The sequence below is a fragment of the Microbacterium sp. B35-04 genome, from assembly GCF_010634885.1.
Classification (GTDB): domain Bacteria; phylum Actinomycetota; class Actinomycetes; order Actinomycetales; family Microbacteriaceae; genus Microbacterium.
On the sequence record NZ_MWLP01000098.1, the window covers coordinates 1 to 26,207 of the forward strand.

Sequence of the window (26,207 nt, forward strand, 5' to 3'; positions counted from 1 at the left end):
GTCCTCGCTCGGCGTGAGGTCCTCGCTCGGTGCGACCCGCTCGTCAGGTGCGATGCCCTCGTCCTCTTCCTGGATGTGTCCAGCGGACGCGTCGGCGGTGTCGGGGGCCCCGTCATCCATATGGGGCGGGGCTGCGTCCGGCGACGCGGTGTCCGCAGGAACTGCCGACTGGGGTGCGCCGGATGCCTCGGGTGGAGCTTCGACGCTGTCGTCCGCGGAAGCTGACGGCGACTCTGTCGCCAGCGCGGTGAGCGGGCGATCGGACGAGAGGGATGCCTGAGCCTCGGTCTCGTCGGGTTGTTTCACGTGAAACTCTCCCCTTTGCGCGAGCCGCTCAACATCGCCTTCCACCTTATCCCGCCTTCCCCCCATCCCCAGCCGTCGGAGCCAGTTATTCATGCGTTCCTTACCGTTGCGAGCGGGCCTGCTATCGCCTCTAGTCAACATCGCCTGACCACGTCGGCGGCGCTAACCCGCCGCTTCAAGGGAAGCCCGAGTGCCGATTGTGGCAGAAGCGGCGACGCCACGACTTCGACGAGGGCACGGAGACCATCGGCGTCTCGAAACTCGCTCCCTCGTGCCGTCTCGACGCCCGTTCTGCTGCGGAGGACGAGGTCGTCTGCAGGGGTTGCGCGTCCCTCGGCCGCGATATTCAAAGCCCGAGGTGCTTGTTGCACACTGCGTTTCACGTGAAACATCGCACTGCCGACCCGGGTGCTCCAGGCTTTGGCCCGTGAGACGGCGGGTGGAGTCCGTCGTCCGTGGCCTGGCCCGTGGGAAGGGCATGCAGGGGGCCACGCACGGCTCGGCCCCACGGCCCATTGCAGGTGTGGGCTCGACTTCGCGAGAGCACCGAGGAAGCCCGTTCGACGCTCACTCAGGCAGTCCCCGCCGTCGTGGTAGCAGCCGCATCGCGGCCCACGTGACCTGCGGGCGTCCGATGACCTCAGTCGACCCCCGCGGGTCTGCACACAGATGAGTCTGCGCGACTGTGCCAGGGCTCCAGCACTCGGCGGGGCATCTTCCTCTCCCACCTGGTCCTCCGCGGGAGTCAAGAGAATGCGCGGCGTTGCCTCGAGTTCACGTCGTCCGTACGCCGCCTCCACCGTTCGGCCCACAGGAATGATCGCCTGGCCCTCGAGCCGCCGGTCCAGCCACCCTGCCGCATAGTCACGCTTGCAGCAGAGCGCCCGATGACCACCCAACCCCGTGCGCCTCGCCTTGCGATGATGCTTGCATCAGGTCGCCCATCCACACCGGTGGGGCGGCAACAGGCTCCGATCGTCGGTCGTCCACCGCGTTCCGAAAGCGCCCGACCAACAGCGGCAGCGCTCGCACACTTCACGGCGCCCCGAACTCACGCCTCCGTGACGGGGTACGACCTCGCTCGGGCATCGCTTCGCACACCGGAGTGGCACTGCCCTTCGGGTGAGCTTCGTTCCCGCACACGGACGCCGGCGCCTCATCTCATGCCGACAGCGGCCGCGGTGGCGGTCCTGCGTTCCGGCGCACCCGTTCGCAACAGCCCGGCGCAGCCATGACACCTCACTGCAACCCCGATCGGTCACCATCGCGGAGTTTGTGTTTCACGTGAAACATGCGACCCACGCGCCGCGTAGTCGGCAACCGCTTCGCCACACCGTTCAAGAAACTGCGGACACTCACCGCGCGCGCCGTCCATCAAGGCGCCGAGAGCGCACTTCCCGGCTATTCATGCGAGTGTCGGCCAGAGTCACCGAAACCGGCCCCTGCTACAAGAGCGCGCCGCACCCAAGACGATGTCATGGCAACACCCCGGCCGACCTCATCCCCTGGGTGGGGGACACCGATGCTCACGCCGAAGTCGTCGGGTCGCGGGCGACGTCGGCGAACGGTGGCACGGTCGCCCCAGGCGAAGGCGGATACCAAGGCGAATGCCACGATCTCTCAGCACTTCTCGGCGAAAGCGGAGCGTCGTGAAGCCAGTCGCGGTCAACAACCCCCGGCGCGACCACTGAGTCACCGCGCCACCCGAGTCGCAGCGGCGGACCGTTTGCCCACCGCCACCGTGATGGCGGCACCGGTGCCTCGCTACACTCCAGTCGCCGCCGCACCCGCCCATTCGCCACCCTTCCTAAAGCACACCCACGAAGCGACCACGGGCACCCATCAGCCAACTGTCACCGTCGAGCCCGTGTGTTTCACGTGAAACATTGCGCTCGCGGCCACCATCCCGCCCCTAGCTGCCGGCTAGCACCCGTCGGCAGGGTGCGCCATACGCCCTCCGCGCCAACCACCGCAGCTTGCGTGTCCCGCCAGTCGCGCCCGTCTCGGCACTATCGACCATGTTCCGGGGGCGTAATGGTCCAAGCGGGGCCAGAGGACCACCGCACCTGCCACCCACCGGTCTAGTTCCTCGAAGCGCAGTTCACCTGAGAACCTTCAGCCGCAGACGGAGGGCCGGCGCATCAAAGCGCCGGCTCGCCGCGGGTCGGCATGGGACCGCCGACCAAACCGCCTCACACGTTCCCTCACCACTCCACTAGTGAGCTTGTTCACGTGAAACTTTCGGCGATGGGACGAGGTCCGGCCCCATCCAGCCCTCGTCCCGCCCGCCTACACGTCGAGCCCTGGATAAGCCAAAACATCTTGAAGGCCGCCACCTGTGGTCATACGAACATGTTGACGCGCGTACAGGCGCCGCTCGACCCGCGACTCGCCTGGAGCGCCACCGACGTGCCGCCACCCCTCAGTGCCCCCCGGCGCCCATTTTCACCTCGAGACCGAAACGCGATCGCTGTCCCGCGCTGGCAGCCACCGGCTCCGTCCCCGGAATCTCGGCCAAGATTGCGTCGTCGGGCCTACCGCCATCGCCTGGAGGCGGCGGTGGTGGACCACGGGACGTCCAGTCATGGCCGCCGCGTAGCCGCCCTGGTTGGCTTTCGTCCAAGGCGCCATCGACCTCACGCGCGCCATCGGATCAGCCCGCCCGCGCGCGCAGGGCGTTTCACGTGAAACATCTCGCAGCGAGGCCTATCGACTATCAGCCCGCAGTTGTGATCGCCAACGAAGTCCGTGCCCAGCGGAACCGCCGGACCAGCCGTCACGGTGCGATCGGTCGGATGCTGTTTCGAGCACCCGTTCGCGTACGCGTGGCGTAGCGGGACCGGCTGACGGTCGCCGCTGTGGTGCGCGGCAATACCCTCCCACGAGCTCGAGGCGTAGCACGCGACCGCGCTCATCGGGGGAGGATCCTCTCACCCGATCACGGAGCTGCCACGACCGCCCAAGGAAGCTGCGACCGGCTCCCGCCGTCATCCGGGGGTCGGTGCCTCCCGCCGCGCGCTGCCTGCCGCGCTTGCCCCGAACGGGCTGACGACGCGCCCGCGAGTACTGCGAGCCGCCAACAGACGCTGGTCCGCCGCGACGTCAAGGCCTCGCCGACCCACGGTCGCACCCGCTGGTCCGTCGGTGACCGCTCCCTGTGGCGGACCAGTTTCGTCATATGAGACCCCAGAGCGATTCCCTCAGCCGGCCGTCGCGGGCGCCTCGGCCTTCCAAGCAACCCGCCGTTGGCGCACCGTCGACGAATGTGTCGCCTCGCGACAGCCGAGACGGCGTTACGCGCCCCATCGGAGCTGCGCCGCCCCCCGGCAACCGGCCGCCGGCTCGCACCAAACCGCAGAGCCCTCACGCTCAATACTGCAGATACCGCGCACCCATCAGCAGTATGGGCGGGAAGGAGTGTTTCACGTGAAACGCCTAAGCGAATGCCGGAACATGTCTGCCGACTCTCTCAACGGGACACTACAGACGAGCAACGAAGTAGCAGCCAAACCCTCAGTGCTCGAACGATCACCAGGCTGCACACGATCTCGACCGCTCGCCCCCGTCGCGCCGCGCAAACGGCCGCTCGATCATGGGTTGCCAGTCAGCGCCGTCTGCCTGTCGCCCGACAGCCGGCTCGGCCGGTGCGCCGCCGCAGAAGGGGACAGTCTCCCACCTGCCCGGTCACGGTCGCCTGCGGCTCGAACCCTTGAGTCGCGTGACGGTAGGGAATGCGCCCGGCCTCCGAACTGCTCACGTCCAGACCGGTCCCTCCATCCGCGAGTGTTGCGCCAACACGCGTCCGTCTCCCTCCCTTCCGCGCATTCTGAGGCGCTACGTCTCCAAAACCCCGCTGACTGATGAGTCCAACCGTCGCCGCGCAAACTCTGCTCGGTGCCGTCGGTTGCTCAGAGTGTTTCACGTGAAACATCTGTCAATGCGGTCGCCTTCTCGGCCGCGGAGGCAGTTGCGGTTGATGAGACGCCCACAAAGCACCCCGGGTGCGTTCCGAGCACGGCGTTCCGGAACAGGTGAGAGGACTGCGGGCGGGTAGGCGACCCAGGACCTCGCCCATGGGGATCACGCGAACCGTCGACGGCAGGGAGCGGCACACAGCATCGAGGCTGGTCTTCCGTTTGTGTGGAGCAGCAGGGCGAGCGTGTGCTCCGGTGGCTCACCAACATCGGCGACCGCGGGGAGGCAGACGGCCGCCGTGCAGGCGCCGTCACCCTTCGCCCGGCAGGAACGAGCCCTGCCACGTCACTTCGGGTGCTGCACCACGTGAACATGCGCCGCGAGCGGGATCCGGTACGTCGACTTGTCGGCCGTTGTCCCGCGACATATTCGTCACGATTCAGCCAGCACGGTCAAGTGTGGTCGAGGACTGTCACCTCGGGCAAGGCGCCGCAGCCGTCCGGCAGGCGCCTCGCCTCCGCGTCCACTCCCGCGAGGACGACTGTTCGCGCCAGCGGGCGCGGGTCAGGTGTTTCACGTGAAACACCTGACTCAATGACGTTGTCGCGCGTGAAATCAGCGGCCGGTGCGATGCTGCGGCCGCAACACACGGAATCGCACCCTTCGTCGTGGTGACGCAGCAGCGGCGGATACGCGAGCACAGTGAACCACCCGTCGCTATCGGTGAGGCGGACAGGGGCGCCGGCGTTTCACGTGAAACATCCGCACCGGGCCCTCCGACCGCCGCCAGACTTCCGGCGTTCTGAGCGGTCCAGCTCGAGCCTCAGCACTAGCGTTCGGCATCCAACCCGCAGAGCTGACCAAAGCACTGCAGTGCAGTGCAGGGGAGTGAAGTGAACACGGGATGCTGCCATTCCACACAGGGCAAATGAGGGTGTCCGGTGGGTGGGGAAACGAGGAATTGGCCAGTCCGCAGCACTTGCGGCCAGAGCCTCTTGGCCTTCCTGATCCCGGATCTACCGGGCGCACATAGGGAGCTCCGCCCCTTCGGGCGTCGGAGCTCGCGTTGACGAGCGCCGCGGCGGGATCAGACGCGGTGTACGCCCGGCCTGCGATCGTCGCGCTGTCATCGGCGTCGCCGCGGGCTTGGTCGTGGCAACCGCGGCGTTCATCGTGGAGCCGTCCACCCGTGCCGACGCTGCAACCCACCGGAATCCCGGCGGACGAGCAGATCCTTCGATTGCTCGCGCCTCGCGAGGCAGCCCAGGTGGGGAGAGGCCTCGCCACGCTGCGCGGCTTCGACCCGCACGACGGTGTCGACGTGTGGCCGGCGTCCAACACCTTCGGGTCGTCGTGCCTCATGAGGACGATGGTCGTCATAGTCGCTGCTAGGGCGAGCGGCAGGCGGCCAACTCGCGTCATGAGGCTCCGTTGGCAATGCCCCGGCCACACGGTGCGCACCAACCGACCCACGGTGAATCTGCGCGAGAGCCGATTCACAGGACGTCGCCACGAAAGGCGCGGGCGTTCCACGTGAAACATCGGTCCATGGAGCTTCGTCGCACGCCCGAGTCACGCAGGACGGCAACGCAAAAACCTCGGCTCGCACTTGCCAACCCATCGCGACACCGCGATGCGATGCTCGGAACCTACGAACCCAGAGGCGGACGCACCGGATGATGCAGACGTCCGGCGACTCGTCCGACGCGCAACCGGCTCCGCAAACTGCGGTTGTGCGCCCGTGATCCCGCGGCAGACATCAACCGCGACCCTCTGGCTCTCACACGCCCCACCGATCTCGGGAGCCCCCCGCGGCGGACACACGCATCCGCCGACGTTCCGCGGGAAGCGGGTGACGAAACGAGAGTCGCCCTACCGGGCCCCAACTGCTCCTGCAGCCGTCGTCGACCCCACGACGGTGCCTGTCACCGCCCCGCCATCCTCCGTCACGCGCGCCAGTTCCCGCGGTGCGTGGCTCACTGTGGCAATGGAGCGTCATGTCTCGAGGTGGCGCCTGCTGCTCGCCCTAGCAGCCGTTATGACGACCAGCGCCCTCGTCTACGGCGCCGATTGGCTCATTACGTCTCGTCCCGTCGCCGGCTCTGCGGCCGATGGCACCGCGCCGGTCAGAGCCGAACGGACGGGCGCGACCGCTGGGTTGTAGTGAGCAGCGAAGAGAGCTGTTCCCTGAGCTGATCATCGATCGGCGTACGCTCACCCCCTGCGGGCACCCATTCGCGGCGTCGAAGTGTTGGGGCCGCCGTCGATGATCTCGACAAGGCCCCTGCACACCACGCTCCGGCGATCTGAATGCAGACGTCCGCGCATGGCCTCAGCTCGGCGACGATCTCGCGCAGGAACTCGCCGCAGGCAGTGCTTCCGTTGCCAGCAACGTGGAGCCATGATTGACGCCTTCGTCATCGCGACATCCGATGCCCCCTAGCTCCTGGGGGAGTGGTGCAGGAAGTCGAACGTCGCCGGGCAATATCCCCGGCCACGGTGTTGTCGTACCAATCGACCTCACGGCAAACCTGCGCGAGAGCCGATTCACAGAACGTCCCTATCAGAGGCGCGAACGTTTCACGTGAAACATCGCTCCATGGAGTTCCTTTGGAACACCCGAGCCACGAAGGACGGAGTGCACGACCTCAATCGGCGCTGGCCGACCCATTGCGACACCGCGATGCGATGCTCGGACCGGACCCAGAGGCGGACTCACCGACGTTCCACGTGAAACATCGCTGAGATGGAACCAGCCCCGGCCGCATCCCACGGCTACACCCAGGCCACCCCGTCCGTGCGCACGGCCTGCTGGCTCACCGCTCCCCGGCGGCTGATCGGGATCAGCGAACGGTGCCGCGGATCACCCGTGAGGGTTCCTCGAGCAGGTCCTCGCCGACGACCTCGACACGCGCGTTCGTCACCTTGAACTTGCGGAGCTGCTTCTCGGCGGCCTCGATCTCGTTCGTGGCGCTCGTACCCTTCAGCAGGATGAGCTCGCCGCCGGAGCGGACCAGGGGAGCGGTGATCGGCACCAGGGTGCGCAACGCGCTCACCGCGCGGGCGGTGACGGCGTCGAGCACCGGACCACGCTTCCAGTCCTCTGCCCGTGCACGAACCACTTCGACGTTGGCGAGCTCAAGCGCGTCGGCCTGCTCCGACAGCCACGCGACGCGGCGCTCCATCGGCTCGATCAGAACCCACTCGACATCGGGCCGCGCAATGGCGAGCACGAGTCCGGGAAGACCGGCTCCCGAGCCCACGTCACCGACGCGACCGGAGAACAGCGGTGCGATGACGGCGCTGTTCAGGATGTGGCGTGACCACAGGCGCGGCGGCTCGAGGGGGCCGATCAGGCCGCGCTCCTCGCCATGCCGTCCGAGTGCGTCTGCGAACGCGCGCGCAACCTCGATCCGGTCGCCGAAGATCTCGGCAGCGGCCGCGGGCTCCTGCTCGATCTCGATCATCGATGCTTCCGAGCTCAGATGTTCCACGTGAAACGCGCGGCTCAGCCGCGACGGATCACGGTGTGGCGGTCGGCGCCTTCGCCGTAGGACTCCGACACGAAGCCACGATCGGCGACGATGTCGTGCACGACCTTGCGCTCGTAGCTCGACATCGAAGGCAGCGAGGCCTGCGAAGCGCCGTCCTCCAGCCGCGCGATCGCGCGGTCGACGAGCGCCTCGAGCTCGTGCTGGCGGGCGTCGCGTGAACCGCCGACGTCGAGGATGAGGCGTGAGAACCGGCCGGTGCGGTTCTGCACGGCGATGCGCGTCAGCTCTTGCAGCGCCTGCACGGTGTCGGGTGCGGCGATGAGCGCCACCGATCCGCCGGACGGCGCAGCGACGGAGACATAGGCACGGCCGGCGCGGACGTCGAGGTCGAGATCGCCGTCGATGTCGGCGATGTCGAGGAGACCCTCGATGAAGTCGGCGGCGATGTCGCCTTCTTCTTCGAGCTGCGCGACGGTGGCGGGAACCCGCTCCTCGCGTGTGTCGACGGGTGCGTACTCAGGGGAGGTGGTCATAGCGTGATCCTCGTAGGACGTCGGGTCAGGAAGCGGAGCCGGTGGAGCCGGGCGCGCCAGGGGAGTCGGTCTCACCGGCGGCACCGGCCGCCGGGCCGGCGGCCTTCTGCCCGGGCTGCTTCTGCTGCGCCTGCTTCTTGGCGCGCTGCTTGCTCACCGGCTGCTGGCGCTTGGGGGTCGCAGCCTTGGCCTTCTCGGCCTCTTCGTACAGACGGCGCTGCTCGGCAAGGTACTTCTCCATCGGCACGACCTTGCCCGATGCATCGAGCGCCTTGCCCTTACGCGCCAGACGCTCCTCGCGCGCCTTGGCCGCGTCGGAACCGGGGGTCGGCATCTCGCGGATGACCAGGAACTGCTGGCCCATCGTCCACAGGTTCGACACGAACCAGTAGATGACGACGCCGAGCGGGAAGAACACGCCCGAGAAGATGAAGCCCAGCGGGAGGACGTAGAGCATGATGCGCTGCATCTGGTACGCCTGGCCGGTCTTGGCCTCGGGGGAGAGGTTCTTCGAGATGATCTGCAGCTGCGTGAAGAACTGCGACGCGATCATCAGCACCACCAGCGTCAGCAGGATCGCGATGGCCGCGGTGTTGCCGGTGTTGAAGGCGTCGATCAGCGTCTCATGCAGCGACGCGACGCCGAAGAGCTTCGCGTTGTAGAACTCGGCCGTGAGCTCCGCGTTGAGCAGGCCGACGCCGCCGATGCCGGCGGCGTAGTGCTTGGTGACGTCACTCAAGACGCTGTACAGCGCGAAGAAGACCGGCATCTGCACCAGGAGCGGCAGACAGCTCGACACCGGGGTTGTGCCGTGCTTCTTGTACAGCGCCATGGTCTCGCGGCTCATGGCCTCGCGAGACAGCTGATCCTTCTTGCCCTTGTACTTCTCCTGAACTTTCCGCAGTTCAGGAGCAATTTCCATCATCTTGCGCTGGCTCTTGATCTGGCGCACGAAGAGCGGGATGAGCGCCGATCGAACGACAATCACCAGGCCGACGATCGACAGCACCCAGGTGATGCCGTCGGCGGCCGGCAGGCCGATCGCCGTGAAGAACCAGTGCCAGAAGACGAGTACCGCCTCGACGGCCCACTTCAGCGGCCACAGGATGATCCCGAAGAGATCGAAGCCGCCGCTCGGCGCTGCGGGGGACGGCGAGGGCGTCGAAGCCAGGGCTGACAAGAGATCCATGTGGAGGATCAGTCCTTTCCGGTGGGGGCGGGCACGACGAACCCGTGACGGGTCAATTCGTGCCGGAAGTTCTGGTGGGACGGCACGTCATCGACGCCGCCGACGGCCCACGGGTGGCAGCGGGCGAGGCGCGCTGCGGTGAGCGCCGCACCCTTCACGGCACCGTGCTGCTGCACTGCGCCGACCGCGTAGGCCGAGCACGAGGGGTAGTACTTGCAGACGTCGCCGTAGGTGTGCGAGATCGTGGCGCGGTAGCCGTGCAACAGTGCGAGGACCGCGTTACGGGGGAGAAGCGGGACGCTGCGGAGCGAATCGGATGCCGAGAACTCGGCGTCGCCGAGGGCATACGCGGGAAGGACGCTCATCGGGTCCTCCGTGCCAGGCACTTCTCGACGTCGCTGCGCAGATCGGCGAAGGACGCGGAAGCTGCGCTGGGCAGTGCGCGGATCACGATGTCATCACCGGGCGGGACGGCTGCGAGCGACTCGTAGCAGAGGGCCTTGAGGCGACGGCGGACGGTGTTGCGCACGACCGCGCCACCCACCTGCCGGCTCACGATGAAACCGAACCGCGCCGGACCATCGGTCACGGCGCGGTTCACGTATGTCACGGTGTGCGCTCCGGCGCACCGACGGCCCCGACGGACGACGGCCTTGTACTCCGCTCCGCGGGTGAGTCGGTTCCGCCTCCCGAGCACCGCTCGGCTCAGGCCGAGAGCTCGGTGCGCCCCTTGGCGCGACGAGCCGAAAGGATGCCGCGGCCCGCGCGCGTGCGCATGCGGGCACGGAAGCCGTGCTTCTTGGCACGACGACGGTTGTTGGGCTGGAAGGTGCGCTTGCTCATGGGAACTACTTCCGATCAGGTGTCACCGGGACGCTCGAGACCGGGGACGTGTGTACAGGGGCGACTGCCGCGAGGGCATAAGTCAACCGATTAAGGCTACGTCGTGTTGCCCGAGAACTCAAACCGAGCGCAGAACGTGTCATTATGCACCGGGGATGCATTCCACCCTGGCACCGACACGCAGGGCGGATCTACAGTGGAGTTTGCTCACGCGACGCCTCCTGACTAGCGTGGCTCCGGCAGTTATCCACAGGCCTGGACGGACGTTTCAGCGGCTTCCGGTGGAATCATCGACAACCCGGGGGGGCCATGACACCGCACGAAGTTCCAGACGTTCCGGTCTGGACGGCCGTACTGGACGAACTCGTGCGCGACGATCGCATCACCCCGCAGCTCCACGGCTTCATCAGCCTCGCGGTGCCGCAAGGCGTGATGGGGGGAACGCTGTACCTCGACGTTCCCAATGATCTGACCGCCGCGCAGTTCACCAAGCGCATGCGCGCGCCCATCCTCGAGGCGCTCACCCGCGTCGGGCAGGACGTCCAGGACCCGGCCTCGAACTTCCGTGTGGTCGTCAATCCGGACCTCGCCGACGCCCACTTGACCGCGCCGATCCAGATCCAGTCCACCGCGCCGGTCATTCAGACGTCCGCGCCGATCGCGCGCCCGCACGTCGACGAGCCTGCGGAGCCGGCATCGGTCTCCCGCAGCGATACTCGCCTCAACCCCAAGTACACGTTCGACAACTTCGTCATCGGCCAGTCCAACCGTTTCGCGCATGCCGCGGCGGTCGCGGTCGCCGAGGCGCCGGCCAAGGCGTACAACCCGCTGTTCATCTACGGCGATTCCGGGCTGGGCAAGACCCACCTTCTCCACGCGATCGGCGATTACGCACTGAGCCTGTACGCGGGCATCCGGGTGAGGTACGTGTCGAGCGAGGAGTTCACGAACGACTTCATCAACTCGATCGCCAACAATCGCGGCTCGGCCTTCCAGGCGCGGTACCGGGATGTCGACATCCTGCTGATCGACGACATCCAGTTCCTGCAGGGCCGCGCCGAGACGCAGGAGGCGTTCTTCCACACGTTCAACCAGCTGCACGATCACGACAAGCAGGTCGTGATCACGAGCGACGTGCCGCCCAAGCACCTCACCGGCTTCGAGGACCGCATGCGGAGCCGCTTCGAGTGGGGCCTCATCACCGACGTGCAGGCGCCCGACCTCGAGACGCGCATCGCGATCCTCCGCAAGAAGGCGCAGTCCGAGCGCCTCCACATCCCCGACGAGGTGATGGAGTACATCGCGACGGTGGTGTCGTCGAACATCCGCGAGCTCGAGGGCGCGCTCATCCGCGTCTCGGCGTTCGCGAGTCTCAATCGCTCGACGCTCGACATGTCCCTGGCACAGACGGTGCTCCGCGACATCGTCGATCAGGACGACGCCAACGTCGTCTCGCCGACCGACATCATCACGGCGACGGCCGCCTACTTCAAGCTCACCGTCGACGACCTCTACGGGTCCAGCCGCTCGCAGCAGGTCGCGCAGGCCCGCCAGATCGCGATGTACCTGTGCCGCGAGCGCACGAGCCTGTCTCTGCCCAAGATCGGGCAGCTGTTCGGCAATCGCGACCACACGACCGTGATGTACGCGTATAAGAAGATCAGCGAGCTCATGAAGGAGCGCCGGTCGATCTACAACCAGGTGACCGAGATCACCGCTCAGCTCGGCCGCAACGGTCGCTGACGGACGACATACAGCTGCGAAGGGCCCGCGCGTGAAGACGCGCGGGCCCTTCCGTGCATATGCCTCGAAAAGTTCTTGACACGTGCCGCGAGCAGGGCCATCATTCCGGTTCTGCACAGTGTGGAAAACCTGTGGATAACTCTCCAACCCTGCGGAAACTCCTGTGAACGAGCGGGGGAAGCCTGTGGATGGATTGCGGATGCCGGGGGCCGCGGCATCCGACTTCCCGACATCCCTCCGCAGCCGTTCCACAACTCACACTCTTGTGGTTTCCGTGTCCCGACTGGCGACGCCGGAGTTGTCCACAGTTTCCACAGTCGTTAACACCATGACAAGAAATCTCTTTGATGAACCCGTCCCATCACCTTTGCGGGGGAGAGTCCCTCACGGGACGGACCGGGCTGGCAATCCTCAGGGCTGGCACTAGCATGAGAACCCCGAGCCCGCAGTCGAAGGGCCCGCTGCAGAGGGAGCGTTCGTGAAGTTCCACGTCAACCGCGATGTGTTCAGCGAAGCCGTATCGTTCGTCGTCAAACTCCTGCCGCAGCGCAACCCGCAGCCGATCCTGGCGGGCGTGCTGATCGAGGCATCCGCCGAGGGCCTCTCGCTCGCCGCGTTCGACTACGAGGCGTCGGCGCGCACGACGATCGAGGCGACCGTCGATGACCCGGGCACGATCCTGGTCCACGGCCGGCTGCTCTCGGACATTGCGAGCCGTCTGCCGAACGCGCCCATTCAGATCGAGGTCGACGACGACGGCGGCATTCTGCTGACGTGCGGTTCGGCACGGTTCACCCTCTCGTCCATGCCGGTGCAGGAGTATCCGGCGATCCCCGAGGTCACCGGCGATTCGGGTCTCGTGCCCTCCGAGGATTTCGCCACCGCGATCGCCCAGGTGGCCTTCGCCGCGTCGCGCGACGACGTGACGCCTGTCCTCACGGGTGTGCAGCTCGAGGTGTCGGGAACCACCCTCAGCCTCGTGGCCACCGACCGCTACCGTGTGGCGCTGCGCGAGATCCCCTGGGACGGCGGCGGCACCGCGACCGATGAGTCGACCACGGCGCTCGTTCCAGCACGCACGCTCACCGAGGTCGGCAAGACGTTCGCGCACGGCGGCGACATCTCGATCGCGTTCTCGGGATCGGGCGACCGCGAGATCATCGCGTTCACCGCGGGCAACAAGACGGTGACGTCGCTGCTCATCAAGGGCAACTTCCCGCCCGTGCGGCGACTGTTCCCCGAGGCCACCGAGCACCACGCGGTCGTCAACACCGCCGAGCTCGCCGAGGCGGTGCGACGCGTGTCGCTCGTGCTCGACCGTTCCGCGCCGCTGCGGTTCACCTTCACCGCCGACAGCGTGTCGATGGATGCCTCGGGCACCGAGCAGGCGCGTGCCACCGAGTCCGTCGACGCCACGCTCCTGGGCGGCGACGATGTGACGCTCGGCCTGAACCCGCAGTACCTGCTCGAGTCCCTCGGTGCGGTCAAGAGCGAGTTCGTGCGCATCACGTTCACCTCGAGCGAGAACGCGAACAAGCTGAGCCCCGTGCTCATCACCCCGCAGACCTCGGTCGATCGGGCCGGCTCGGACTCGTTCCGCTACCTGCTGCAGCCGAACCTGCTCCTGCGCTGATCAGACTCGCTTCGACAGCCTCAGCCACCGCAAGCTCAATCGAGCCACCCGCACCGGTCGTTGAGCGAGCGAGGAACGAGCGAGACGAAACGTCGCACACTCGAACTAGGCTGACGCAGTGATCGTGGAGCACCTGAGTCTCGTCGACTTCCGCAACTATGCGGCCGCCGACGTCGAGCTCGGGCCCGGGCCGAACGTGTTCGTCGGCCGCAACGGTCAGGGCAAGACCAACCTCGCCGAAGCCATCGGGTTCTTGGCGACGCTGGGGTCGCATCGCGTCTCGAACGACGCGCCGATGGTCCGCGACGGGGCGGAGGCCGCGATCATCCGGGCACGGCTGGCGCACGGTGAACGCCGGGTGCAGCTCGAGGCGCAGGTCAACCGGCAGGGCTCGAACAAGGCCCGGGTCAACGGTGCGGCGGTGAAGCCGACCGAGCTGCCCCGCTACGCGCAGGTGGTGCTCTTCGCACCGGAGGATCTGCAGATCGTCCGCGGCGACCCGTCCGCCCGCCGACGTTTCGCCGATCAGCTGCTGGTGCAGCGGACGCCGCGCATGGCCGGTGTCATCTCCGACTACGACCGCGTGCTCAAGCAGCGCACCGCACTGCTGAAATCCGCGAAGGCGCGGGGGATCCGCGGCGACGCCCTCTCGACGCTGGACGTGTGGGACGACAAGCTGGTCTCGCTCGGCACGCAGCTCATCTCGGCGCGGCTCGCGCTCGCCACCGACCTGGCGACTCCGCTCGCCGCCGCGTACACCGCGATCGCCGGCGCCGACCACCGTCCCGAGATCGAGTGGGCGCTCTCGGTCGCGGGCGCGATCACCGATGAGGACGGCGACGGCGGCTCAGCGCCGGCCTCCTCGCCCGAATCCCCCCCCGACTCGGCCGGCACGTCGGCGGAGCGCATCGCGGATCTCTTCCGTCAGGCTCTCGCCGCCAAGCGCACCTCCGAGCTCGAGCGCGGGCTCACCCTTGTCGGGCCGCACCGCGACGACCTGCTGCTGCGGATCCGCGGACTTCCGGTGAAGGGCTATGCGTCCCATGGCGAGTCGTGGTCGGTCGCGCTGTCGCTCCGTCTCGCGTCGGCCGAGCTGCTGCGGGCAGACTCGCGCCTCGGCGATCCGGTGCTCATCCTCGACGACGTGTTCGCCGAGCTCGACACCGACCGCCGCGCCCGGCTCGCGCAGCTCGCCGCCGGCTACGAGCAGGTCGTGGTGACCGCCGCGGTCGAAGGAGATGTGCCCGAGGCGCTGCGGGCGCGGATGGTGCGGGTGGAAGCGGGCCGCATCCTCGATCCGGCCGATGCGGAGGCGACGGATGCCTGACCCTTCGACAGGCGCAGGGACCGGGGCGGGTGCGGAGGGCTTGCCCGACCGGTCCGACATCCCTGAGACGATCGCGACGTACCTGCGGCTTCGCGGACTCGAGCCGTCCGGGCGGTCGTTCCGCAAGCGACGGCGTCGCACGGTGGATGACGAGAACATCCCTTTCGCGCCGGGTCGCGACCCCCGCGGGGTGGGCGACGTGATCGCCGACCTCACGCGGGAGGCAGGGTGGAACGGCCAGCTCGCCCGTGAGGACGTCGTCCGCGCCTGGGCGGAGGTCGCCGGCGAAGACACCGCGCGTCACACCCGTCCGGTCGCCTTCTCTGAGGGGTCGCTGACGGTCCAGGCGGACTCCACGGCGTGGGCGAAGCAGCTCCAGCTGATGCGCGCCCACATCCTCTCCGAGATCGTCCGCCGCTTCCCCGAGGCGAAGGTGGATGCGGTCCGCTTCATCGGGCCGGACGTCCCCTCCTGGAAATGGGGTCCTAGAACGATTCCAGGCCGCGGTCCGCGCGATACCTACGGATGAGTCACGTTCTGAGTCATCCGAGCAACTTTCATGCGCTCAGATGGGCGTAGAGCGCTGTGATCGGGCCGTTACCCGATAGACTGTCAGGGCACCCGTCGAAGCATTTGGAGCCCTCGCGAAGATGACGTCTGACACCCCCGATAACGTTTCCGAGGAACCCGAAACGCCCGAGAAGGCTCCCAACGCATACGGGGCAGACGACATCCAGGTCCTGGAAGGTCTCGAAGCGGTGCGCAAGCGCCCGGGCATGTACATCGGCTCGACCGGTGAGCGCGGCCTGCACCATCTGGTCTACGAGATCGTCGACAACTCCGTCGATGAGGCGCTGGCCGGATACTGCGACACCATCAACGTCACGATCCTGCCCGACGGCGGCATCCGCTGCGTCGACAACGGCCGCGGCATCCCGGTCGGCATCCACCGCACCGAGGGCAGGTCGACGGTCGAGGTCGTTCTGACCGTGCTGCACGCCGGCGGCAAGTTCGGCGGCGGCGGTTATGCCGTCTCGGGCGGTCTGCACGGCGTCGGCTCGTCGGTCGTCAACGCGCTCTCGACGCGCCTCGAAGTCGAGGTCAAGCGCGAGGGCTACGTCTGGCGGCAGTCCTACCGCGACGGCGGGCAGCCGCAGGCGCCCCTGGCCAAGGGCCAGCCCACCGAAGAGACCGGCACGGTCATCGAGTTCTGGCCCGACGACACGATCTTCGAGTCGGTGCACTACGACTACGACACGCTGCGCACCCGGTTCCAGCAGACGGCCTTCCTCAACAAGGGGCTCCGCATCACGCTGTCGGACGAGCGTCCCGCCTCGGCGTACGTCACCGACGCCGAGGGCGGCGGGTCGGAAGAGCGCCAGCCGTACGACGACTTCTACTACGAGCGTGGTCTCGTCGACTACGTGGAGTACCTGAACAAGGTGCGTCACGCCGACGTCGTCAACGACGAGATCATCGAGATCGAGTCGGAAGACACCACGCGCCACATCTCGCTCGAGCTCGCGATGCAGTGGACCACGAGCTACACCGAGAACGTCTTCACCTTCGCGAACACCATCAACACGCACGAGGGCGGTACGCACGAAGAAGGCTTCCGTGCGGCGCTGACGACGCTCGTCAACAAGTACGCGCGCGACAAGAACCTCCTCAAGGAGAAGGACGACAACCTCACCGGCGACGACATCCGCGAGGGTCTCACCGCCGTCATCTCGGTGAAGCTGTCGGAGCCGCAGTTCGAGGGTCAGACCAAGACGAAGCTGGGCAACACCGAGGCCAAGTCGTTCGTGCAGAAGGTCGTCGGCGACCAGCTCGGCGACTGGCTCGAGCGCAACCCGGTGCAGGCCAAGCGCGTCATCACGAAGGCGATCGATGCGGCCAGCGCGCGCATGGCTGCACGCAAGGCGCGCGAGACCGCGCGTCGCAAGAGCGTCTTCGAGTCGGCGGCGATGCCCGACAAGCTGAAGGACTGCACCAGCAAGGATCCCTCGATCAGCGAGATCTTCCTCGTCGAGGGCGACTCGGCCGGCGGCTCCGCGGTCTCGGGGCGCGACCCGCACACGCAGGCGATCCTGGCCCTGCGCGGCAAGATCCTCAACGTCGAGCGCGCACGCCTCGACAAGGCCCTGGCAAACAAAGAGGTCCAGGCGATGATCCAGGCCTTCGGCACGGGCATCGGCGAGGACTTCGACATCGACAAGGCGCGCTATCACAAGATCGTGCTGATGGCGGATGCCGATGTCGACGGTCAGCACATCACCACGCTGCTGCTCACCATGCTGTTCCGCTACATGCGCGGGCTCATCGAGGCCGGCTTCGTGTACCTCGCGATGCCCCCGCTGTATCGCCTGAAGTGGACGAACGCTGCCCACGAGTACGTCTATTCCGACAAGGAGCGCGACGCGCTCCTTGAGGACGGGCTGGCCAACGGCAAGCGGATCCCCAAGGACTCCGGCATCCAGCGGTACAAGGGCCTCGGCGAGATGAACGCCAAGGAGCTGTGGGAGACCACGATGGATCACACCACCCGGACGCTGCGCCAGGTGACGATCGACGACGCCGCCGCCGCGGACGAGATCTTCTCGGTGCTGATGGGCGAAGACGTCGAGTCCCGCCGCACGTTCATCCAGCGCAACGCCAAGGATGTCCGCTTCCTCGACATCTGACCGGGCGTCGACCCGGTCGTTGAGCGAGCACAGACAGACGAAACGCAGAAGACGAAAGACGAGACATGGCTGAAGACGAACGCCCCGAGCCTGAGCACGATCACGGCCGCATCGACCAGGTCGACCTCCAGCTCGAGATGCAGCGCAGCTATCTCGACTATGCGATGGCCGTCATCATCGGCCGCGCGCTTCCGGATGTGCGCGACGGCCTGAAGCCGGTGCACCGCCGCGTGATCTACGGCATGTACGACGGCGGGTTCCGCCCCGACAAGTCGTTCTCGAAGTGCGCCCGCGTCGTCGGCGAGGTCATGGGTCAGTACCACCCGCACGGCGACACGGCGATCTACGACGCCCTGGTCCGCCTCGTGCAGCCGTGGTCGCTGCGGTACCCGCTGGCGCAGGGCCAGGGCAACTTCGGCTCACCCGGCAACATGGGCGCAGCCGCCCCGCGGTACACCGAGACGAAGATGGCTCAGCTCGCGCTCGAGATGGTGCGCGACATCGAAGAAGAGACCGTCGACTTCCAGGACAACTACGACGGGCAGACGCAGGAGCCGTCGGTGCTCCCGGCGCGCTTCCCGAACCTGCTGGTGAACGGCTCCGTCGGCATCGCGGTCGGCATGGCGACCAACATCCCGCCGCACAACTTGCGCGAGGTCGCCGCGGGTGCGCTGTGGGCGCTCGAGCACCCGGACGCCTCGCGCGAGGAGCTGCTCGACGCGCTCATGGAGCGTATTCCGGGCCCCGACTTCCCGACCGGCGCGCAGATCCTCGGCACCAAGGGCATCCGCGAGGCGTACCGCACCGGACGCGGCTCCATCACGATGCGCGCCGTGGTGTCGATCGAAGAGCTCCAGGGTCGCACTTGCCTCGTGATCACCGAGCTGCCTTACCAGGTGAACCCCGACAACCTCGCGGTCAAGATCGGCGACCTCGCGCGCGACGGCAAGATCACCGGCATCGCCGACATCCGCGACGAGACCTCCGACCGCACCGGTCAGCGCCTGGTGGTCGTCCTGAAACGGGATGCCGTCGCCAAGGTCGTGCTGAACAACCTGTACAAGCACACGCAGCTGCAGGAGAACTTCGGCGCGAACATGCTCGCGATCGTCGACAACGTGCCGCGCACGCTCGCGCTCGACGGCTTCATCGCGCTGTGGGTCGACCACCAGATCGACGTCATCGTCCGGCGCACCACCTATCGGCTGCGCAAGGCCGAGGAGCGCATGCACATCCTGCGCGGATACCTCAAGGCGCTCGACGCGCTCGACGAGGTCATCGCGCTCATCCGCCGGTCGCCCACCGTGCAGGAGGCGAACGAGGGCCTGCAGAAGCTCCTCGACATCGACGACGTGCAGGCCGAAGCGATCCTGCAGATGCAGCTGCGTCGCCTGGCCGCACTCGAACGACAGAAGATCATCGACGAGGCCACGGAACTCGAGCGCCAGATCGCCGACTACCAGGACATCCTCGCGAAGCCCGGGCGCCAGCGCACGATCATCCGCGACGAGCTGACGGCGATCGTGGACAAGTTCGGCGACGAGCGTCGCACGCACATCCTCCACGGCTTCGACGGCGACATGTCGATGGAAGACCTCATCCCCGAAGAGGAGATGGTGGTCTCGGTCACTCGCGACGGCTACATCAAGCGCACACGCAGCGACAACTACCGCCAGCAGCACCGCGGCGGCAAGGGCGTCAAGGGTGCACAGCTGCGTGCGGACGACGTGGTCGAGCACTTCTTCGTCACGACGACCCACCACTGGCTGCTGTTCTTCACGAACAAGGGCCGCGTGTACCGGTCGAAGGCGTACGAGGTTCCGGAGGCGGGGCGCGACGCGAAGGGTCAGCACGTCGCGAACCTCCTGGCGCTCCAGCCCGACGAGGAGATCGCCCAGATCCTCGATATCCGGGACTACTCCGTCGCGACGTACCTGGTGCTCGCCACCCGCAACGGCCTCGTGAAGAAGACCCGCCTGACCGAGTACGACACCAACCGGCAGGGCGGGATCATCGCGATCAAGCTCCGCGGGCAGGTTCCCGAAGAGGGCGACGAGATCGAGGCCGGCCCCGATGACGAGGTCGTCAGCGCCCTCCTGGTCGACGAGGGTGACGACATCCTGCTCATCAGCCGCCACGGCATGTCGCTGCGCTTCTCGGCCACCGATTCGGCGCTGCGTCCGATGGGCCGCTCGACGTCGGGGGTCAAGGGCATGGACTTCCGTGCCGGCGACAGCCTGCTCTCGGCATCGCTCGCGACCGACGAGGGGTACGTCTTCGTGGTGACAGAAGGCGGCTACGCGAAGCGCACCTCAGTGGACCAGTACCGAGTGCAGAACCGCGGCGGACTGGGCATCAAGGTGGCCAAACTGAGCGACGATCGCGGCGATCTGGCGGGCGGTCTCATCGTCTCCGAGGACGACGAGGTCTTGGTGGTTCTTGCCAGCGGCAAGGTGGTACGCTCTGCCGTGGCCGAGGTCCCCGCCAAGGGTCGAGACACGATGGGTGTCGTGTTCGCCCGCTCCGGCGGCGACGACCGCATCCTCGCGATCGCCCGCAACGGGGAACGCGGCCTCGCCGAAGAACCCGAGGACGCCGCTGACGCAGCCCCAGAGGCCGCGTCACCTGAGACCCCGTCATCAGAAGACACCGACGGGTCGGATGCCTCCCCCGAGACCCCCGAAGAGAGCACTGACGCATGAGCACGGTAGCCGACAAGCTCGCCAAGAAATCGAGTCACAAGACCAGCGCCAAGCAGGTGCGCCTGCGCCTGGTGTACGTGGACTTCTGGTCCGCGGTGAAGCTGTCCTTCCTGGCCGCGATCGCGATCGCGGTGGTGACGGTCGTCTCTTTCGTGATGGTGTACCTGGTGGTGTCGACCACCGGTCTCATCGGCAAGGCCGACGAGTTCTTCTCGAGCTTCACCGACGGCAGCATCCTGCTGTCGGACTTCGTGAGCTTCCCGCAGGTCCTGGCCTTCTCGGCCGTCGTGGCAATCCTCAACCTGGTGGTCGTCACGGTGCTCGGCGCCGTGATCGCGGGCATCTACAACCTCGCCGTCAAGGTGACCGGCGGGCTGCTCGTCGGCTTCACCTCGAACTGACGGAAACTCGACGGGCTCGATTCGTGAAATCGGGCTGCGTCGGGTAAAGTCTTGGAGGTTGCGGAACGCAGTTCCGCAGACATTCGGGGCTATAGCTCAGGCGGTTAGAGCGCTTCACTGATAATGAAGAGGTCCCAGGTTCAAGTCCTGGTAGCCCCACACCTTGCCCCGGGGCCTTAGCTCAGTTGGTAGAGCGCCTGCTTTGCAAGCAGGATGTCAGGAGTTCGAATCTCCTAGGCTCCACAACGTGAAGAGAGCCGGCTCCCGCGTGGGGCCGGCTTTCCTCGTTTCCCGAGAGTTCTCCCGTGGGTATGGTGAAGCATGGACCTGCGCGTCGCGGCCTACGCGGTGATCATCGACGAAGACGACCGCATGCTGCTCGCCCACTGGAACGAGGGACGGCGCTCCGCGTGGACGCTGCCCGGAGGCGGGCTCGAAGAGGGCGAGGACCCCGAGCGGGCCGCACGCCGCGAGGTCAGGGAAGAGACCGGCTACCGGGTGGCGATCGATGCGCTGCTGGGCATCCACTCCCGCGTGATCCCGCCCGGCAGGCGGCTGATTCCCGGCGCCGACCGTCCGCTGCATACCCTGCGCATCGTCTATCGCGCACACATCACCGGGGGACGACTGCGCAACGAGACGAACGGCACGACGGATCGCGCCGAGTGGTTCGCGCTCACAGAGGTGCGCGCGTTGCAGCGCGTGAAGCTGGTCGACATCGCCCTGGAGATGGCCGGACTCGAACTGCCGGTGCGCTGACCGGCGGAGCACGCCGTCAGTCGGTCGGCTGCGAGATGTCGGCGACCGTCGCACCGTAGGCGGCGACGAGGTCATCGGCGTCGACGAACATGCTGTAGCCGTGCGCACCCGCCCCCATCGCGATGCGCTGACCGACGATCTCGCTGTCGGCGTAGATCGGCCAGTCGTGGGTGCTCCCGAGGGGCACGATCGTGCCGCGCTCGTATCCCGTCGCGGCGAGGGCGCGTGCCGGATCCGGCAATTGCAGCTTGTTGACCCCGACGACCGCGCGCAGTTTGGGCCATGAGATCGCCCGGTCACCAGGGATCAGCGCGAACAGGTAAGTGTCGTCGCTGCGTTTGACCACGAGGGTCTTCACGATGCCCGAGGCCGGGATGCCGAGGATCGCGGCGGCTTCGGGCAGGCTGTTCGCGGCCGGGCGCTCGCGGATCTCGATCGCCAGGCCGCGAGCGGAGGCCGCCGCGCGGACGCGGTCGACCCCCGTCAGTGTCTCGCCGGTCGTGGGCTCAGGCATCCGGGGCGCGCAGCGGGTCGTCGGCGACCCACAGCTCGTCGTCGGCGCGCAGCGTCTGCCACGCGGCGTAGAGCACGCCGACCGCGGCCGCCACACCCAGGATGATGGCGATCACGCCGCCGGCGCCGATCCCCTTCTTCTGGGGCTCGGCACGCTCGAGGCGAGCCGAGAGGTACCGGGTGGCCTCGCGGGCGTACTTGTCGGCCTTCTTGCTGTACGTCTTCTTGTCGGGCAGTGCGCGACCGCCGGCGAGGTGCGCGCGCGTGTCGTTCGCGGCATCCCACACCGACAGCGCGGAGCCGACCACGGCACCGGCTGCCGGGATGACCGTGCCGCTCACGACCTTCTTACCCTTGTCGACATAGGGTGCGGCGTACTTCTCGTAACCCGCCTGCACCTGCGGCTTGACCTGCTCCCGGCCGAAGTGTCCGAGCTGCCGACTGGCCTCCCGTGCGACGGACGCGGCCTCACCCACCAAAACCTGCTGGGTCTCCCACAGCTGATTGGCCTGCTTCTGAAGCTTCTCGAGTTCCTTCTTGCGCTTGCGGCTGACGCTCACGGTTGCCCTCCCTGTCGTGGGGATGTCGTCTCCCCATCTTGCCAGACCACCGCCGAGACGGGAGGGGTTGCAGCGAACTCTGAGACAATGTAGGAATGCCGCTTCACACCGCTGTCGCAACGATCCACACCAACTACGGCGACATCGTCGTCAACCTGTTCGGAGACCACGCCCCCCGCACCGTGCAGAACTTCGTCGGGCTCTCCGACGGTTCGCAGGCGTGGACGCACCCGGCGACCGGCAAGCCGGGCGAGGGCCCGCTGTACAAGGACGTCATCTTCCACCGCGTGATCTCGGGCTTCATGATCCAGGGCGGCGACCCGCTCGGCCAGGGCGTCGGCGGACCGGGCTACAACTTCAACGACGAGATCAACGGCGAACTCACCTTCACCGCGCCGTACAAGCTCGCCATGGCGAACGCGGGCCTCCGCCGCAACGCGATCACCGGCCAGCCCGAAGGCACCAACGGCTCGCAGTTCTTCATCACCGTCCCCGGCCAGGGCGGCCGCGGACCGGAGTGGCTGCAGGGCAAGCACTCGATCTTCGGCGAGGTCGCCGACGACGCCTCGAAGGCCGTCGTCGACACCATCGCCGAGGTGCCGACGGCCGCCGGCGACCGCCCGGTCGAGCCGGTCGTCATCGAGTCGATCGACATCGCCTCGGTCTGATCCTCCGGGTACTGGGCTTGCGGCGGCGATCGCCGCTGCAAGCCCGGATCCCCGCGGGTCTGCGTTCCGCGCCCGAGCCCACGAGTACCCGGGCCCACCAAACCTGAGTCCACGAAAACCCCTCAGCCCACAAACAGAGACGGGCGCCGCGTGACCACCGACGACTTCCAGCGCAACCGCGAGAACTTCTGCTACCGGCATCCCGACCGGCAGAGCTTCGTGCTCTGCCAGCGCTGCCTGCGCACCATCTGCCCGGAGTGCCAGACGCCGGCCGCCGTCGGCGTCGTCTGCCCCGAGTGCCTGCGCGATCAGCAGAAGGCGCAGTCGCCCGCTCAGCGCAAGGCGGAGCGCCAGTGGTCGCGTCCGCGCGCGGTGTCGGCGTCGTCGGGGCGACCGATCGTCACGTACGCGCTCATCGGCATCACCGCCTTCGTGTACCTGCTGCAGCTCATCCCCGGGTTCGGTGACACCGTCACCGGTGCCTTGATGTTCACCCCGGCGTACCTCTACCCCGCCTGGTTCGGCGTCTTCGAGCCCTGGCGACTGATCACCGTGCTCTTCGTGCACGATTCCAACGGGATCTGGCACGTCGCGCTCAACATGCTGGCGCTGTGGATGCTCGGGCGCAGCCTCGAGCCACTCCTCGGACGCGGCAGATTCCTCACCCTCTATCTGCTGAGCGGTCTCGGCGGCTCGGTCGCCGTCGTCCTGCTGGGCTTCGACACCTTCGTCGTGGGAGCGTCCGGTGCGATCTACGGATTGTTCGGCGCGCTGCTGATCATCGGACGTCACATCGGTGCGAACATCACCGGCATCGCCGTGGTGCTGGGGATCAACCTCGTCATCACGTTCCTGCCGCTCTTGTACGGCGGCGGCGTGCGGGTGTCGTGGCAGGCGCACCTCGGCGGGCTGCTGACCGGCCTGCTGGTCGCGTTCATCTTCACGCGCACGCGCGCGGTGCGACAGCGCAGGCTGCAGATCGGCCTGCTCGTCGCGGTCGCCGCCGGGCTGGTGGCCCTGCTGTTCGTGCCGGCACTGTTCCCCGCCCTCGTCCTCGGGTAGACCTCTCCCCCGCTCGGGCCGGAGTTATCCACAGGCTCATCCACAGCCTGGGGAGAATGACAGCCGTGTAATTCACAGGTGTTAACAGACTTGTTAACAACTCCGGATGCCGCTCCCGCAGTGCCCCGCGCGCCGCGACTCCCGGCATCCGGGCACGGAAAAACCCCGGTCGTCATAGACCGGGGTTTCTCGTTCGCAGGGTTCGCTATCGCCAGCGCGTGGTCATGAGGAAGCCGATGAAGGCGATTCCGAAGCCGATCACCAGATTCCACGCCCCGATGTCGGGAATCGGGAACGCCATGCCGCTCAGATAGAAGACGAGGATCCAGACCAGGCCGATGAGCATCAGTCCGATCATGATCGGCTTGAACCACACCGGATTGGGTGCGGCTTCGCCTTCTGCGCGCTCGACGAGCGAGTCGTCGTCTTTGCCGGGTCGTGCCATGGTCAAGAGTCTAACTGCCAGCCGGCCCTCACCTGTGCTGTGGGAGAATCGGCCTGTGGATGAAGCCGTGTCCGACCTGGGGCGCGCCGCGCGCAGGGGACGAACGCCGCGCCGGCGCACGTCGGTCGTCGGCGTCATCGGCGAGGTGCTCATCACCGCCGGCGTCATCGTCCTCCTCTATGTGGTCTGGCAGCTCTGGGTCGGCGATCTGATCTACGGCGCCGAGCGCAACGCCGAGGGCACGGAGCTGTCGCAGGAGTGGGCCGAGCAGTTCGAGCAGGAGGCCCCGGTCGCGGCGCCGACCCCCGATGCCGCCGCACCGGCCGAGCCGGTCACGGCACCGCCGCCCCTGCTGTCCGAGCCGGCCGACGCGCAGGAGTTCGCGGTCATGCGCATCCCCCGCTTCGGCGACGACTACGCGGTGCCGATGGCGGGCGGCGTGACGCGTGCCCGCACGCTCGACACGATCGGGATCGGCCATTACCCGGGCACCAGCATGCCCGGCGAGCCGGGCAACTTCGCCCTTGCCGCCCACCGCACGACGTTCGGCGCTCCCTTCAACCGCATCGCAGAGCTGCACGTCGGCGACGCCATCGTGGTGGAGACGCAAGAGGGCTGGTACACGTATCGCTTCCGCACGCTGCAGTACGTCCGCCCGGACGAGGTCGAGGTGCTCCTGCCCGTCCCGCAGGCCATGGACGTCCCCGCGGGCACCGCGTACATCACGCTGACCAGCTGCAGCCCGAAGCTGTCGATGACGGAGCGCATCGTCGCCTACGGCGTGTTCGAGTCGTTCACTCCGCGATCCGCCGGACAGCTGCCGCCATCCCTCCAGGCGGTGGCCTGATGTACGGGGCACTCTGGCGGGTACTGCCGGGACCCTGGTGGGTGCGGGTGCTCATTCTGCTCGTGCTCGTGGCGGCGCTGCTCTACGGGCTGCTGTTCTTCGCATTCCCGTGGGTGAGCCAGTTCGTGAACCCGCAGGAGGTCACGGTCACCCTTCCGGTCGCGCCGGCCGGTGCGCCGGTGTCGTGAGCGCGGGATCGTCGTCGTCGCGCATCCTCGTCGTCGACAACCATGACAGCTTCGTCCACACCCTGGTCGGGTACCTGCACGAGCTCGGCGCCGAGACCGACCTGGTGGAGGCCGACGCGATCTCCGACGCGGCGCAGGCCATCGAGGGTCGGCCGGGTGTGCTGGTCTCGCCGGGTCCGGGCACGCCGGGTGACGCCGGGGCGTCGATCGCCGTCGTCCGCGCCGCGGCGGCAGGCGGCATCCCCCTCCTGGGGGTGTGCCTCGGCCACCAAGCCATCGGCGAGGCGTTCGGTGCAACGGTCGACCACGCCACGGAGCTCATGCACGGCATGACCTCGCTCGTGCATCACGACGGGTCGCCGCTGTACAGCGGGCTGCCCGACCCGTTCACCGCG

22 protein-coding genes, 2 tRNA genes and 1 pseudogene are annotated in these 26,207 nt (G+C 67.4%); 15 read left to right on the forward strand and 10 right to left on the reverse strand.

Features of this window, described 5'->3' with window-relative positions:
• The 7 genes and pseudogenes from B1729_RS18090 to rpmH all read right to left on the reverse strand — a co-directional run.
• Window positions 1-306: pseudogene (locus tag B1729_RS18090) on the reverse strand (chromosome partitioning protein); the annotation flags it as partial.
• A gap of 6,758 nt (window positions 307-7,064) precedes the next feature.
• The gene (rsmG, locus tag B1729_RS18095; RefSeq protein ID WP_163634165.1) at window positions 7,065-7,688 is read right to left on the reverse strand and encodes a 16S rRNA (guanine(527)-N(7))-methyltransferase RsmG; all 624 of its coding nucleotides are present in this window, start codon (window positions 7,686-7,688) and stop codon (window positions 7,065-7,067) included.
• 41 nt (window positions 7,689-7,729) lie between these two features.
• Entirely contained in the window at window positions 7,730-8,248 is a 519-nt protein-coding gene (locus tag B1729_RS18100) for a R3H domain-containing nucleic acid-binding protein (protein WP_163616267.1), read from the reverse strand.
• A 25-nt stretch (window positions 8,249-8,273) separates the two neighbouring features.
• On the reverse strand, window positions 8,274-9,437 hold the full coding sequence (gene yidC / locus B1729_RS18105; protein ID WP_163616269.1) for a membrane protein insertase YidC: 1,164 nt from the start codon (window positions 9,435-9,437) through the stop codon (window positions 8,274-8,276).
• Between the two features lie 8 nt (window positions 9,438-9,445).
• Window positions 9,446-9,802 carry a membrane protein insertion efficiency factor YidD gene (gene yidD, locus B1729_RS18110; protein WP_163634167.1) on the reverse strand — a complete coding sequence of 119 codons (357 nt, stop codon included), beginning with the start codon at window positions 9,800-9,802 and terminating at the stop codon, window positions 9,446-9,448.
• Window positions 9,799-10,134: a ribonuclease P protein component gene (gene rnpA, locus B1729_RS18115; RefSeq protein WP_163634169.1), complete on the reverse strand. Its 336-nt coding sequence runs from the start codon at window positions 10,132-10,134 to the stop codon at window positions 9,799-9,801. Before rnpA ends, yidD begins: the two co-directional genes overlap by 4 nt.
• A gap of 8 nt (window positions 10,135-10,142) precedes the next feature.
• Window positions 10,143-10,280: a 50S ribosomal protein L34 gene (rpmH, locus tag B1729_RS18120; protein ID WP_055952712.1), complete on the reverse strand. Its 138-nt coding sequence runs from the start codon at window positions 10,278-10,280 to the stop codon at window positions 10,143-10,145.
• A 309-nt stretch (window positions 10,281-10,589) separates the two neighbouring features.
• On the opposite strand from rpmH, the gene dnaA reads away from it, so the two are divergent.
• The 10 genes from dnaA (at window position 10,590) to B1729_RS18170 (ending at window position 21,529) form a co-directional block, all read left to right on the forward strand.
• Window positions 10,590-12,023, forward strand: a complete 1,434-nt coding sequence (dnaA, locus tag B1729_RS18125; protein ID WP_163616275.1) for a chromosomal replication initiator protein DnaA — start codon at window positions 10,590-10,592, stop codon at window positions 12,021-12,023.
• Between the two features lie 478 nt (window positions 12,024-12,501).
• On the forward strand, window positions 12,502-13,656 hold the full coding sequence (dnaN, locus tag B1729_RS18130) for a DNA polymerase III subunit beta (protein ID WP_163616277.1): 1,155 nt from the start codon (window positions 12,502-12,504) through the stop codon (window positions 13,654-13,656).
• Between the two features lie 118 nt (window positions 13,657-13,774).
• Complete coding sequence (gene recF / locus B1729_RS18135; protein ID WP_163634171.1) at window positions 13,775-14,983, forward strand: DNA replication/repair protein RecF; 1,209 nt, start codon at window positions 13,775-13,777, stop codon at window positions 14,981-14,983.
• Window positions 14,976-15,512: a DciA family protein gene (locus B1729_RS18140; RefSeq protein ID WP_163634173.1), complete on the forward strand. Its 537-nt coding sequence runs from the start codon at window positions 14,976-14,978 to the stop codon at window positions 15,510-15,512. Before recF ends, B1729_RS18140 begins: the two co-directional genes overlap by 8 nt.
• A 121-nt stretch (window positions 15,513-15,633) precedes the next feature.
• Complete coding sequence (gene gyrB / locus B1729_RS18145) at window positions 15,634-17,667, forward strand: DNA topoisomerase (ATP-hydrolyzing) subunit B (protein WP_163616282.1); 2,034 nt, start codon at window positions 15,634-15,636, stop codon at window positions 17,665-17,667.
• 65 nt (window positions 17,668-17,732) lie between these two features.
• Window positions 17,733-20,369 (forward strand): DNA gyrase subunit A, encoded by a 2,637-nt coding sequence (gene gyrA / locus B1729_RS18150; RefSeq protein WP_163634175.1) that lies wholly within the window; start codon window positions 17,733-17,735, stop codon window positions 20,367-20,369.
• A complete protein-coding gene (locus B1729_RS18155) occupies window positions 20,366-20,770 on the forward strand; it encodes a DUF3566 domain-containing protein (protein ID WP_163634177.1) in 405 nt (134 codons plus the stop codon). Before gyrA ends, B1729_RS18155 begins: the two co-directional genes overlap by 4 nt.
• Window positions 20,771-20,855: 85 nt before the next feature.
• Window positions 20,856-20,929 (forward strand) — tRNA-Ile (locus B1729_RS18160).
• Window positions 20,930-20,940: 11 nt separating this feature from the next.
• Window positions 20,941-21,013 (forward strand) — tRNA-Ala (locus B1729_RS18165).
• Window positions 21,014-21,091: 78 nt separating this feature from the next.
• Window positions 21,092-21,529, forward strand: a complete 438-nt coding sequence (locus B1729_RS18170; protein WP_163616288.1) for an NUDIX hydrolase — start codon at window positions 21,092-21,094, stop codon at window positions 21,527-21,529.
• Window positions 21,530-21,545: 16 nt separating this feature from the next.
• Here B1729_RS18170 and B1729_RS18175 read toward each other — a convergent pair whose 3' ends face one another.
• Both B1729_RS18175 and B1729_RS18180 read right to left on the reverse strand, forming a co-directional pair.
• Window positions 21,546-22,043 carry a YbaK/EbsC family protein gene (locus tag B1729_RS18175; protein ID WP_163616290.1) on the reverse strand — a complete coding sequence of 166 codons (498 nt, stop codon included), beginning with the start codon at window positions 22,041-22,043 and terminating at the stop codon, window positions 21,546-21,548.
• Window positions 22,036-22,602, reverse strand: coding sequence for a DNA helicase (locus tag B1729_RS18180; protein WP_163616292.1), 567 nt, complete (start codon window positions 22,600-22,602; stop codon window positions 22,036-22,038). Before B1729_RS18180 ends, B1729_RS18175 begins: the two co-directional genes overlap by 8 nt.
• 95 nt (window positions 22,603-22,697) lie before the next feature.
• Here B1729_RS18180 and B1729_RS18185 point away from each other — a divergent pair, with 95 nt between their 5' ends.
• Together B1729_RS18185 and B1729_RS18190 are read left to right on the forward strand one after the other, a co-directional pair.
• Entirely contained in the window at window positions 22,698-23,270 is a 573-nt protein-coding gene (locus B1729_RS18185) for a peptidylprolyl isomerase (RefSeq protein WP_163616294.1), read from the forward strand.
• Between the two features lie 150 nt (window positions 23,271-23,420).
• Window positions 23,421-24,332 (forward strand): rhomboid family intramembrane serine protease, encoded by a 912-nt coding sequence (locus B1729_RS18190; RefSeq protein WP_163616296.1) that lies wholly within the window; start codon window positions 23,421-23,423, stop codon window positions 24,330-24,332.
• Window positions 24,333-24,537: 205 nt separating this feature from the next.
• Here the strand turns inward: B1729_RS18190 and B1729_RS18195 are convergent, their stop codons facing one another.
• Window positions 24,538-24,777 carry a cell division protein CrgA gene (locus tag B1729_RS18195; RefSeq protein ID WP_045301992.1) on the reverse strand — a complete coding sequence of 80 codons (240 nt, stop codon included), beginning with the start codon at window positions 24,775-24,777 and terminating at the stop codon, window positions 24,538-24,540.
• Between the two features lie 55 nt (window positions 24,778-24,832).
• Here B1729_RS18195 and B1729_RS18200 point away from each other — a divergent pair, with 55 nt between their 5' ends.
• The 3 genes from B1729_RS18200 to B1729_RS18210 form a co-directional block, all read left to right on the forward strand.
• Window positions 24,833-25,624, forward strand: a complete 792-nt coding sequence (locus tag B1729_RS18200) for a class E sortase (protein ID WP_239525591.1) — start codon at window positions 24,833-24,835, stop codon at window positions 25,622-25,624.
• Window positions 25,624-25,812, forward strand: a complete 189-nt coding sequence (locus B1729_RS18205; protein WP_163616299.1) for a hypothetical protein — start codon at window positions 25,624-25,626, stop codon at window positions 25,810-25,812. Before B1729_RS18200 ends, B1729_RS18205 begins: the two co-directional genes overlap by 1 nt.
• On the forward strand, window positions 25,809-26,207 hold a 399-nt coding region (locus B1729_RS18210), incomplete at its 3' end, for a gamma-glutamyl-gamma-aminobutyrate hydrolase family protein (RefSeq protein ID WP_204318965.1). The genes B1729_RS18205 and B1729_RS18210, both read left to right, overlap by 4 nt.

What these genes read in the sequence shown, in the direction of transcription:
- rsmG (WP_163634165.1), bottom strand. Translation starts at nt 7,688, where the DNA reads ATGATCGAGATCGAGCAGGAGCCCGCGGCCGCTGCCGAGATCTTCGGC.
- B1729_RS18100 (WP_163616267.1), bottom strand. Translation starts at nt 8,248, where the DNA reads ATGACCACCTCCCCTGAGTACGCACCCGTCGACACACGCGAGGAGCGG.
- yidC (WP_163616269.1), bottom strand. Translation starts at nt 9,437, where the DNA reads ATGGATCTCTTGTCAGCCCTGGCTTCGACGCCCTCGCCGTCCCCCGCA.
- yidD (WP_163634167.1), bottom strand. Translation starts at nt 9,802, where the DNA reads ATGAGCGTCCTTCCCGCGTATGCCCTCGGCGACGCCGAGTTCTCGGCA.
- rpmH (WP_055952712.1), bottom strand. Translation starts at nt 10,280, where the DNA reads ATGAGCAAGCGCACCTTCCAGCCCAACAACCGTCGTCGTGCCAAGAAG.
- dnaA (WP_163616275.1), top strand. Translation starts at nt 10,590, where the DNA reads ATGACACCGCACGAAGTTCCAGACGTTCCGGTCTGGACGGCCGTACTG.
- B1729_RS18140 (WP_163634173.1), top strand. Translation starts at nt 14,976, where the DNA reads ATGCCTGACCCTTCGACAGGCGCAGGGACCGGGGCGGGTGCGGAGGGC.
- gyrB (WP_163616282.1), top strand. Translation starts at nt 15,634, where the DNA reads ATGACGTCTGACACCCCCGATAACGTTTCCGAGGAACCCGAAACGCCC.
- gyrA (WP_163634175.1), top strand. Translation starts at nt 17,733, where the DNA reads ATGGCTGAAGACGAACGCCCCGAGCCTGAGCACGATCACGGCCGCATC.
- B1729_RS18155 (WP_163634177.1), top strand. Translation starts at nt 20,366, where the DNA reads ATGAGCACGGTAGCCGACAAGCTCGCCAAGAAATCGAGTCACAAGACC.
- B1729_RS18170 (WP_163616288.1), top strand. Translation starts at nt 21,092, where the DNA reads ATGGACCTGCGCGTCGCGGCCTACGCGGTGATCATCGACGAAGACGAC.
- B1729_RS18175 (WP_163616290.1), bottom strand. Translation starts at nt 22,043, where the DNA reads ATGCCTGAGCCCACGACCGGCGAGACACTGACGGGGGTCGACCGCGTC.
- B1729_RS18185 (WP_163616294.1), top strand. Translation starts at nt 22,698, where the DNA reads ATGCCGCTTCACACCGCTGTCGCAACGATCCACACCAACTACGGCGAC.
- B1729_RS18195 (WP_045301992.1), bottom strand. Translation starts at nt 24,777, where the DNA reads ATGGCACGACCCGGCAAAGACGACGACTCGCTCGTCGAGCGCGCAGAA.
- B1729_RS18205 (WP_163616299.1), top strand. Translation starts at nt 25,624, where the DNA reads ATGTACGGGGCACTCTGGCGGGTACTGCCGGGACCCTGGTGGGTGCGG.